Source organism: Thermodesulfobacteriota bacterium (assembly GCA_040756475.1).
In the GTDB taxonomy this organism is placed as follows: domain Bacteria; phylum Desulfobacterota; class Deferrisomatia; order Deferrisomatales; family JACRMM01; genus JBFLZB01.
Map to the genome: position 1 here is coordinate 22740 of JBFLZB010000004.1, position 10893 is coordinate 33632.

Genomic DNA, 10893 nt, shown 5'->3' on the forward strand with positions numbered 1-10893 from the left:
AACGTTGGTGCATTGTAGACAAGTGAGCTTCGATGTTCAATCTTAGTGAACAAATCTTCCGGGCGGGCGGCTCGCCGCTCCGGGTCCACTTCCTGGGGATCTGCGGCACCGCCATGGCCGGGGTTGCGGCCGAGCTGCACCGGCAGGGGGTTGGGGTCACCGGCTCCGACGACGCGGTGTACCCTCCCATGTCCACGTTCCTCGAGGCCCGGGGGGTGCCGGTGGCGGCAGGATACCGGGAAGAAAACCTCACGCCCGCGCCGGACCTCCTGGTGGTGGGCAACGCCATCTCCCGGGGCAACCCCGAGCTCGAGGCGGCCCTGGACCGGGGACTGCCCTACTGCTCGCTCCCGGAGCTCCTGCGCTGGGCGTTCCTCCCGGGCAGGACGAGCCTGGTGGTCACGGGCACCCACGGCAAGACCACCACGGCGGCCCTGTGCGCCTGGGCTCTGGAGGCTGCGGGGCGGGCGCCCTCCTGGCTCGTGGGGGGTGTTCCCGTAGGCCTCCCCGGGGGCTTCCACCTGGGTGAGGGGGAACCCTTCGTCCTGGAGGGGGACGAGTACGACACGGCGTTCTTCGACAAGCGCTCGAAGTTCCTCCACTATCTGCCGCGCGTCCTCGTCCTGAACAACGTAGAGTTCGACCACGCCGACATCTTCGACGACCTGGAGGGGATCCGGCGCTCCTTCCGCCACCTCCTGCGCACCGTGCCCCGGTCGGGGCGGGTGGTGGCCAACTGGGACGACCCGGAGGTGCGGGCCCTGGCGGCCCTGGCCCCCTGCCCGGTGGTGCGGTACTCGCGGCGGGAGACCGGGGTGGAGTGGTACGGCGACGCCTCCTCCGGCGGGGGCCGGATGCGGGTGCGGGGGCCCGGGGGCCGGAGCCTGGACCTCGCCCACGAGCTCTTGGGGACCCACCAGCCCTGGAACCTCCTTGCGGCCGGGGCGGCCCTGGCGGAGCTGGGACTGTCGGATCGGGAGGTGGAGGGGGCGGTGGCGAGCTTCCGGGGGGTCAAGCGCCGCGCCGAGCTCCGGGGCGAGGTCGGGGGCGTGCGGGTCTACGACGACTTCGCCCACCACCCCACCGCCATCCGGGGCATCCTGGAGGGCTTTCGGGAGCGCTACCCGAAGGCGCGCCTGTGGGCCGTGGCCGAGCCCCGCTCCAACACCATGCGGCGCCGAGTCTTCCAGGAGGCCCTGGCCGAGGCCTTCGGCGCCGCCGACCGGGTGTGCCTGCGGGAGGTGCCCGACCCCGCCAAGGTCCCCGAGGCCGAGCGCTTGGATGTGGGCCGCCTGGCCGCCGCGCTCAGCGCCCGGGGCGTCCCGGCCCAGGCCTTCCCCGACGCCGCGGCCATCGTCGCGTACCTCACGCCCCTGCTGGCCCCCGGCGACGTGGTCGCCGTGCTCTCCAACGGCGGCTTCGAAGGGATCCACGACCGCCTCCTGAATGCTCTGGGCCGCCGATGACCCGCCTCCCGTGCGCCCCGTCCACCCCGTCCACCCCGTCCATGGTGTCCACTTCGTCCGCGCTCGTGCTCCTTCTCTTCGCCCTGGCGGCCTGCGCCCCGGTGCCACGTCCCCCGACTGCCGCCTGGGTGGTGCGCACCGCGCTCGCGACCCCCGAGGGCGTGGATCGGGTGACGAGGGAGGCGCGGGAGGCGGAGCTCCACACCCTGGCGGTCCAGGTGCGGGGCCGGGGAGACGCCTATTACGCCAGCGACCTGGCCCCTCGGGCCGAGGCCCTGACCGCGGCCGGGGCAGCCCCGGGCTTCGACCCCCTGGCCCGGGTCCTGGAGGGCGCCGGCGGCGCCCGGGTGCTCGCCTGGATGAACGTCTTCCTCCTGTGGAGCGGCGAGGGCGCCCCCGCCGACCCCTCCCACGCGGCGCTTCGGGCCGGGTGGGTGCTGCGCGACGCGGCGGGACGGCCGGTCTCCGAGTACTCGGCCCTGGAGCGGTCCCTGGGGTGGATCGAGGGCGTCTACGCCGACCCCGACTCCTCCGCGTATCGCGAGCACTTTGCCGCCCTGGTGCGGGAGGTGGCGAGCCGCTACCCGATTGCGGGGGTGCACCTGGACTTCGTGCGATACCCCGGGCCGGGCTACGGCCACGGCGGGGCGCTGGGGGCGTGGTTCGAAGAGACCTGGGGCCTCGACCCCCGGTGGATTCCCGACGAGCTGCGCACCCCGGACCTGGGGGCGTGGGTCTCGGGCGCGATGCCGCCGGCCGACCGGGTCCTGGCCACGGCCGCGCTCCTCTGGGCGGACCTGCGGGCCTTCCGGATCACGGAGCTCGTGCGGGCCGCGCGGGAGGCCCTGGACGGGGTCCGTCCCGGCCTGGAGCTCTCCGCGGCCGTCTTCCCCGACGCGGGCCCCGCCTACGTGGAGAAGGGGCAGGACTGGCGGGCCTGGGCGCAGGAGGGGCTCGTGGACGCCCTCTACCCCATGGCGTACTTCGGCGGACCGGAGCGGGTGGAGGCCCAGCTGCGGGCCGTGGCCCGGGCGGTTCCCCGTTCCGGTTCGACCTCTGCACCAACGGACCGCCCAAGGACCCAGGTCCGGCTCTGGGCCGGGCTGGGCGCCTATATCAAGGATCCCGACGCCATCGCCGCCGAGGCGGCTGCCGCCCGGAGGCTCGGGTACGACGGGGTGAGCCTCTTCGACGTGGGCAGCGTGATGGAAAAGCCCGGGGGGCTGGCCGCCTATGCCCGGGCTGCGGCGGCGCTGCCGGTCCGGGGGGCTGCCTCTGCCGAGCCCGTTGCCCCCATGCCCCCGTTTCCCACGGGGCGGACCCGGGGCGGGCGCTGGCTCGTCGAGAGCCTGGAACGGGCCTCCGGGGGCATTCCGCCCCCCGGAACCAGCGTCGACGGCCTGGAGGACGCCCTGGAAGCCCGCTGGGCCGAGTTCGAGGCGGCCCGGGCCGGGGTTCTCCCTCGGGTTCTGGCCGCCCTGGCGGCCGAGCCGGTGAGCTTGCCTGCCTGGGTGGAGCTGCGGGGGATCTTTCGCTACGTGCACCCCCTGGATCCCCCCGAGCGTCGGGCCGAGCAGCGCCAGACCTGTGAGGACGCCCGGGCGCGGGTGCTCCGGGGCGAAGAGCTGGCGGCCGTCGCCCGCGAGGTGTCCCAGGGGGGCACCCGGGCTCTGGGGGGCGCCCTGGGCCGGCGCTACGTTCTTCCGGGGAGCCCGGCCAACGACGCGCTGCTGGGGACCCAGTCCGGCGCTCTCACCCCGGTCCTCGAGGTCCCCAACGGCTACTGGTTCTACCGGGTGGAGGCCCGGGGGCCGGCGCGCTCCGCGCCCCTGGGGGAAGCGCCCTGGGATGCCCGGCGCATCGTCCTGCGCCGGGCCCTGGCTGCCGAGGCGGCTCGCGCCGGGCTCGAATCCGCGACAGTGGTCACCGCGGAGGACACCCCGTGAGCTCGCTGCCTCCTCCCCGATTCCCCCCCCGGCTCGCCCCCGGCGACACCGTGGCACTGGTTGCCCCCGGCGGGGCCGTGGACCCGGAACGCATCCGGGCCGCCGTGGCACTCCTGGAATCCCGGGGCCTTCGGGTGCGCGTGCGCCAGGACGTCACGTCCTCGCTGCGGTACCTGGCGGGGGACGATGGCCGACGCCGCGAGGAGCTGCGCCAAGCCCTGGGAGATCCGGAAGTGCGAGGGGTCTTCCTGGCCCGCGGGGGCTTCGGCACCCAGCGCCTCCTGGCTTCCCTGGGGCCCGCAGACCTGGGAGAGCCCCGGGCGGTGGTGGGGTTCAGCGACAACACGGCGCTCCTGAATCATCTGCGGCGGGCGGGCTGGGCCGTGCTCCACGGCCCCCATCCCCGGGGAGACCACCCGGGGGAGCTCGACGCCGTGCTCGGGTGTCTGGGCTACTACGGGGAGCCGGCGCGCCCCGCGTTCCTGGGGCTTCGGGTGTGGGCCCGGGGGACGCAGGACCGCGTCGTGGCCGAGGTGGGGGGCGGGTGCCTCTCGCTCCTCGCGAGCTCTGCGGGAACTCCGGGGGCCTTTCGCGGGGCGGGCCGCATCGTCTTTCTCGAAGACGTCAACGAGCCCGTCTACCGCCTGGACCGGATGTTGCTCCAGCTTCGGGCCTCCGGCGCCCTGGAGGACGCCGCCGCGGTGGTCTTCGGCAAACCCGAGACCTTCCTCGCCTCCGGCGAGGATCCCGGACACCTGGAGGGCCTGCTCGCGGAGTTTGCCGGGTCGGTGCCCTGTGCGGTGCTCTCGGGGGTCGCGGCAGGCCACGGCACCCCCAACCTGCCCCTTCCCTTCGGCCCCCGGGCCCTCCTCGACCCGGAGCGGGGCAGCCTGGCCTTCATCGAGGGGCTGGTCCCGTGAGCCGTCCGCCTCTTGCCTCCCATTCGTCCCATGGGTCCCATCGGGCAGTGCTTCACCGCCCCGGCCGGCTCCTGATCCTCGGGTACGAAGGCACCACCCCACCCGATGCCCTTTTCGCCTTTGCGGCTCGCTTCGGCCTCGGGGGCGTCATCCTCTTCGCGCGCAACTGCCCGGACGCAGCCACCGTCGCCGCGGCTACGGCGGCGCTTCGCCGAGGGCTGGCCCAGGCCGACCCGGGCTCGCCCGCCCTGGTGCTCGTGGACCAGGAGGGGGGCAGGGTGGAGCGCCTGCGCGACGGGGTGCCGCGCTTGCCTCCGGCCCGCGCCTTCGGCGACGACCCCGAGGGCGAGATCCTCCTCTCCCAGGCCGTCGAGGCCCAGGCCCGGGCCCTGGCCGGCCTGGGGATCACCGTGAACCTGGCCCCGGTGTGCGACGTGGCCCAGGAGGGGGAGAGCGGGGCCATCGGCGATCGGTCCTTCGGGGGCGACTCGCAGCGGGCGGCGCGCCTCGCCGCGGTCCACGTGCGGGCGTGCCTGAGGGGCGGGGTGCTTCCCTGCGCCAAGCACTTCCCCGGCCACGGCGCGGCCCGGGCCGACAGCCACCGGGAGCTGCCCCGGGTCGAGCGGACTCTAGCGGAAATCGAAACCCTCGACCTCGTCCCCTTCCGGGCCGCCATCGCAGCGGGCGTGCCGCTGGTCATGGCCGGGCACCTCCTGTTCCCAGCGGTCTCCGCCGCCCCGGCGAGCCTGTGCCGGTCCTGGCTCCAGGGGGTCCTGCGGGAGCGCCTCGGGTTCGCAGGCGCCGTCGTCTCTGACGACCTGGAGATGGGCGCCCTGACAGGCCTCGGCTCACCGGAGGACCTGGCGGTGCGCTCCGTGCGCGCCGGCTGCGACCTCCTGATCTACGGCCGCATGCTCCAGCCCGGCCTGGATGTGGACCGGGTCGGGCAAGCCCTGTCGCGGGAGGTCCCCCAGGACCGCCTGGCCGAAGCCGAGGACCGGCTGTTGCGTGCACCGGTTCGGCCCGATGTTGACATATAGAAGTTATTTCAATAGAGTCTGCCCTTGACGACAAAGCATCGCTTTCGCAGCCGATACCGGCTCCAGTTGCGGGAAAAGGACCACGTGCCCATGCACGTGCACCTCGTGGGTGGGCCGGTCAACGTTCGAATTAGCTTGGAGACTCTCACGATCGTGGAAGGATGGTGCCCACGCTCCCTGGAGGCCGAGGTGCTCACCTGGGTTCGCGGTCACCGCGACGAGCTCATCGAGGAGTGGAAGAAGTGGCATCCATGAAACGCCCCAGGTTGCAGGCCGTTGCCGCGCTGCCCGATCAGCGGCTCGAGTTGACGTTCGTCGACGGGACTCGCCATGTGGTCTGCCTCTCCCAGGACATCCAGCGCCTGCCCGGCCTGGCGCCGCTACGGGACCCCGAGGCGTTTGCCGGCGCCCGGGTGGTCGAGGGCGAGGGCTGGACGGTCGAGTGGGAGGCCTTCGACATCCAGATCGGAGCCGATACCCTGCTGCTCGAAGCCCTGGCACAGCGGGCAACCGACGACAACACGCGCACCTTTCTGTCCTGGCGGGCCCGCAACGGCCTTTCTCTGGCGGAAGCCGGCCGGGCTCTCGGGCTCACCCCGAGAACGATCAGCGCCTACGGCACCGGAGCCCGCAGGGTGCCGCGCTACATCGCCCTGGCCTGCAAGGGCTGGGAAGCGGAGCGAGCCCGGCGGCCCGCGGCAAGATGACGGAAGCTGCCCTCCTTGCAGCCACGGCAGGGTAGGGACGCCTCGCCGAGGCGTCCGTTCGGGTCCATCGGCGTCACACCCAAGCGCGCGGCGCGCTCGGCGATCGCGCCCTACCCAACGCGCCTCCCGTGAAAGGGATGGACACGAAGAAGACGCACTGCTGTCGTCTGCGATCTCCTTTGTGTCTTGGTGTCTTTGTGGTTGCTTCGGCTTGCCCCTACCGCCCTTTCCAGAGTCTCCATGATCCCACATCCCCAGACGCTTGCCGGCCTTCTGCCCGAGGGCGACCGCCCCATTGCTCTCGCCCCCCTCCACGGCGACGGCTCGGCCCGCCGCTACTTCCGGGTCCGGGGGGAACGGCGCACCTACGTGCTCCTGGAGGGCCCGGACCCGGCCGAGAATGCCGCCACGGTGCGGATCGCCCGCCACCTGGAGGCCCGCGGCATCCGGGTTCCCCGGGTCTACGGGGCGGACGAGGCGAGGGGCTGGGTGCTCCTGGAGGACCTGGGGGACCGCAGCCTCTTCTCTGCCCTGAAGGAGCCCGGGGCCGATCCCTTCGCCCTCTACGAGCCCGTGCTGTGGCTCCTGGCCCGCATGCAGGTCCGGGGCGCCGAGGGTTTTCGCCTGGAGACCGGCTTTGCCCCTGCGCCGTACGGCCCGGGCCTCATGGTGGAGGAGGGTCTCTACTTCGCCCGGGAGTTCGCCCAGGGCATCCTGGGCCTGGAGGTGCCCTCCGGGTTTCGGGAGGACCTGGAGCGCCTGGCGGCCCTCGGGGCCCCGGCGCCGGGGGGCTATTTCCTCCACCGGGACTTCCAGAGCCGAAACGTACAGCTCACCGCCGACGGCGCCGGCCCCGCGCTCCTGGATTTCCAGGGCGCCCGCCCCGGCCCCCTGGCCTACGACGCGGCGGCCCTCATCCTCGACCCCTACGCCGCCCACCCCCCGGCGCTGCGCGGTCGGCTCCTCAAGCGTTATCGGGAGCACCTGGCCCACCTCGGGGCGGCAGCGGGCTGGACCGAGGACGCCTGGCTCGCCCTCGGCGCCTTCCGCCTCCTCCAGGCCCTGGGAGCCTTCGGCAAGCTCGGCGGGCGAATGGGGAAGTCGGGCTTCCTGGAGCACGCGGGAGCCGCCCTCTCCCACTTGGAGGAGCACCTCGGGGAAGGGGGCCACGCAAATTTCGGCAGTCTTTCAGCCCTCTCCCGGCGTGCGCGAGATCGGTGGACGGATCGCCGCAGGGCGACGGGGGTGGGGCCGGGTTGGAAGAGGGATGCCCCCAGCCCCTGACGAGGGCACGATGCTCTCTTGCGTCCCCGTCCAGGGTGCAGGGCATTTTCTCCCGGTATGGGGACAAGGCGATGGACAATTTCACGGCAGAGGCCTGGACTCTACCTGGCCCTGTGATAAGATCGGCGCCCAACGGCCGGGGAGGGGTTTATTGCCCGCCGGGGGCGGCACCGGAGCCGGGTACGGCGGGGTGAAGAGTGTGAAATGTTTTTCCATTCTTGTCCCATGTTTGGAAGGGGATTGACACTAACGCGATATTGTGGTTTCTAGGTGGCGTTCTACTCCGCGGGCATGTTGTCAGTCGTGCAGCGACGTGTCGTGCGATGCTCTCTTAAGTTCGCAAGCGTCTGAGCCGAATGGGGGAGGCTATGGGTGGGCTGCTTGTTTCCAAAGGAGGACTCCCGCCTTGGGCCGTGGCGAACCGCCCGGTCTTGATCTCCCCTGTTTGGAAGAAGCGGTTGCTTTCCCGCCGTCGGAAGGTTGCGGCGCGAATTCGCCTGGGGCCGGCTGTTGCCTGGCAGCTCCCAGGTCCAGGCCCGTGCTGCCGGGACCAAACCGCCCACCCGCTGCCCATGCGGCCTCGCGACCCTTCGAGTAGGAGTCGAGGGGCCGCGGCGGCGTTTTTTTGGAGAGGCCGTCCTACCGAAGAAGATCGTGCAACGAATGCGAGAAAGGAGGTCGACTGCAGCGGTTCTTGAGTGAAGGAGGCTTGCGCGGTTGTCGTTCACAACCCCAGTGGTCATGAACAGGAGGATGAAACGAATGAAGAAACTCATGCAGGTCATGGCCCTTCTCGCGATCGTACCGGCGGTGCTGTTCGGTTGCGCGAAGAGCGACGACGAATCCGTCACCAACCCCAACCCCTCGAAGTTCCAGCCCCGGGGCTCCATCCAGGGCTTCCTGGTCGATGCCACCACCCAGGAGCCCATCGTGGGCGCCGTCGTGGACATCGGCATGGGAACCGGGACCACCAACGATCGCGGCCAGTTCACGATCCGCAACGTCCCCGCCACCTATGACGCCGTCAACGGCACGGTCAGCGCGGACTACGACTTCACGATCGACCTCCGGGGCGTCACGAGCCCCGTGAACATGCGCGACGCGGCCGCCGCTCCCCGCTACCCGAGCTTCGTGTACCCGGGCAGCTACCGCATCGCCTTCACCTCGCTGGACGACACCTCCGGCGACGTGCCCGGCGCCGGCAGCGGCTCGAACCACGACACGCCGGTGGACGGCCTCATCGGCTCCTTCAACCACTACAGCGTCGGCAAGCTCGCCGCCACCATCAAGGGGTGTGTGGTGAATGGCACCACCCGCGCCTCGGTGGGCGAGGGCTACGCGGTCCGGCTCGTCTCCTGGGGCAGCGACAACAGCGCCACCGGAGCCAGCGGGCGCGTGCTGGCCGAGACCGCCACCGACGCAAACGGCGAGTTCACCTTTGCCGGCGTCGAGTCCTTCCAGACCTTCCGGGTAGTGGCCACCAACGGCGCCATGCTCGGACAGCAGACCGTGAGCGCGGGCGCAGACGGCACGACCGTGGACCTCACCTGCCGCACCGGCGGCTGCGAGGCCGTGCAGGTCTCCTCCGTCGACGACTGCGCCCCGATCATCACGAGCTGCACCCCCGAGTTCGGCGTCGACCTTGCCCCCACCGCAGGCCAGACGGCGACCTTCACCTTCAGCGAACCCATCAAGGCCACCGCCTACGCCCTCGCCCTCACGGAGGACAAGGCGACCATCCAGGGCCTGTGGAACGACCTGCGGGTAAACCGCGGGCAGAAGAGCCTCACCAGAGCCGGAAACATTGCCCACTCCATGGCCTGGAACGAAGACATGACCGCCGTTACGGTCACCTTCGACACCGTGGGGTCGTCGCGCTACGACGTGTGGTTCGACTACGACTTCATCCCCCTCATGGACGGGCAGGGCAACTTCGTCGACTTCGGCAACAGCGTGTGCACGAGCACCGCCTTCACCACCTTCTTCGACGAGCCGGCCGCCGCCGCGCCCGTGGTCGCCCTGGTGGGCGAGCCCTACGACTACGACTCCCTCCCGACCCTCGACTGGGATCCCGCGGCGGGCGCCAAGTCCTACAACGTGTACTGCGGCGTGAACCAGGTGTGGGGCGAGGATCAGGTCAACGAGCATCCGATGTCGTTCGTCGGCTCGACCGATGCCTCGTTCTTCCAGGACGGCACGCGGTGCAACCGCTTCAGCTCCCCCACCTTCGTGGAGGGCGGCCAGATCCAGCTCACCTTCACCTACGTCGTGAGGTCCGTCGACCTGAACGGCGTGGAGTCCGAGGCGAGCAACGCCGTCACGGCCGCCGACACCGCAAAGCCCACCGTCGTGGACGGCAGCTTCAACGACTTCAGCCCCAACGCCTACGCGGCCCTGGCGGTGGGCGAGTCCCTCGACGCCGAGGTCCTGCGGCTCTTCTTCAGCGAGCCCCTGGACGAGGTCTCGGCCGAGACCTTGGCCAACTACGTGTTTGCCGCCCTGGAGGGCGCGGCCGCCACCGACGTGGTGCCCACGGCGACCAGCGCCGTGTACGACCAGTTCGGCCACTTCGTCGACCTGACCCTCGTGCTCCCGGCCAAGGCCGCCGGCGCTACCTACTCGGGCAACTGGTCGATCACGGTGTCCGGCATCGCCGACGTGGCCGGCAACGTGATGGACGCCGTCACCGAGATCAACGACTTCGTGCCGGCGGCCGACTTCGCCGTCACCACCACCACCAGCCTGGCCACCTTCGGCCGCAACGAAGCGCCCAGCACCCTCGTGCTCGACTGGGCCCCGGTGAGCGACACGGCTACTTACGAGATCGTGGTCCAGAAGCGCGACCAGACCGGCGCCGTCGTCGGCACGAGCACCCAGTTCACCGGCCTCGCCACCCTGGGGACGGCGAACCTCGCCGCCTTCGGGCCGCTTTTCGCCAACCCCGACCGGTCCTACTTCACGGTCCAGGTGCGGGCGTTCGAGGACGACGTGTGGGTTGCGAAGTCCAACATCTTCACCGTGCGCGACGTGGTGGGTCCGGCCATCGTCAACGTGGCGGGCGGCCTCCCGGCGCTCCCGGCGGCCGGGGCGACCGAGACGAGCCTCGTGACCGTCAGCTTCAACGAGCCCATGCGCAAGGTCCAGGCCGAGACCGTGGCGAGCTACACTCTCGTTGCCACGGGCACCCCGGCTGCGGATGCCCTGACCGGCATCACCATCACCCGAGCCGAGCTCGCGGCGGACAACCAGACCCTCACCCTGACCTTCCAGGTAACCCGGCCGGCGAGTCCCGACGGGGACGTCTTCACGGTCGTCCATCCCGACTGGGTCCTCCGGGTCGTGACAGGTCTCGACCTGGTGGACAACGCCATCCGGCTCGGGGCCGACGAGTGGGCCTTCGGGGTCTTCCCGACCCGCGACCCGGCCGTGACGGCCAACCCCTTCTAACCACCCTTTCGGCAGGCAGGGGGCAACCCCTGCCTGCCCCTTTTCCGGCGGCGCCGGGGGCCCGGCCGCGGCCGCCCCGGGTA

At 71.5% G+C, this 10893-nt stretch carries 8 protein-coding genes; all 8 read left to right on the top strand.

From position 1 onward, the window contains the following. The first annotated feature begins 32 nt into the window (after positions 1 to 32). The 8 genes from mpl (at position 33) to AB1578_01200 (ending at position 10810) form a co-directional block, all read left to right on the top strand. Positions 33 to 1466 (top strand): UDP-N-acetylmuramate:L-alanyl-gamma-D-glutamyl-meso-diaminopimelate ligase, encoded by a 1434-nt coding sequence (gene mpl, locus AB1578_01165; protein MEW6486509.1) that lies wholly within the window; start codon positions 33 to 35, stop codon positions 1464 to 1466. Then, the gene (locus tag AB1578_01170) at positions 1463 to 3412 is read left to right on the top strand and encodes a family 10 glycosylhydrolase (protein MEW6486510.1); all 1950 of its coding nucleotides are present in this window, start codon (positions 1463 to 1465) and stop codon (positions 3410 to 3412) included. The genes mpl and AB1578_01170 overlap by 4 nt, the downstream gene beginning before the upstream one ends. After that, positions 3409 to 4332 (top strand): LD-carboxypeptidase, encoded by a 924-nt coding sequence (locus AB1578_01175; GenBank protein ID MEW6486511.1) that lies wholly within the window; start codon positions 3409 to 3411, stop codon positions 4330 to 4332. The genes AB1578_01170 and AB1578_01175 overlap by 4 nt, the downstream gene beginning before the upstream one ends. A 47-nt stretch (positions 4333 to 4379) precedes the next feature. Next, positions 4380 to 5372, top strand: coding sequence for a beta-N-acetylhexosaminidase (gene nagZ, locus AB1578_01180; protein ID MEW6486512.1), 993 nt, complete (start codon positions 4380 to 4382; stop codon positions 5370 to 5372). 24 nt (positions 5373 to 5396) lie between these two features. After that, a complete protein-coding gene (locus tag AB1578_01185; protein ID MEW6486513.1) occupies positions 5397 to 5627 on the top strand; it encodes a DUF4160 domain-containing protein in 231 nt (76 codons plus the stop codon). Then, positions 5624 to 6079, top strand: coding sequence for a DUF2442 domain-containing protein (locus AB1578_01190; GenBank protein ID MEW6486514.1), 456 nt, complete (start codon positions 5624 to 5626; stop codon positions 6077 to 6079). Before AB1578_01185 ends, AB1578_01190 begins: the two co-directional genes overlap by 4 nt. 240 nt (positions 6080 to 6319) lie before the next feature. After that, positions 6320 to 7363, top strand: coding sequence for a phosphotransferase (locus AB1578_01195; GenBank protein MEW6486515.1), 1044 nt, complete (start codon positions 6320 to 6322; stop codon positions 7361 to 7363). 762 nt (positions 7364 to 8125) lie between these two features. Next, complete coding sequence (locus AB1578_01200) at positions 8126 to 10810, top strand: hypothetical protein (protein ID MEW6486516.1); 2685 nt, start codon at positions 8126 to 8128, stop codon at positions 10808 to 10810. The last annotated feature ends 83 nt before the right edge of the window (positions 10811 to 10893 follow it).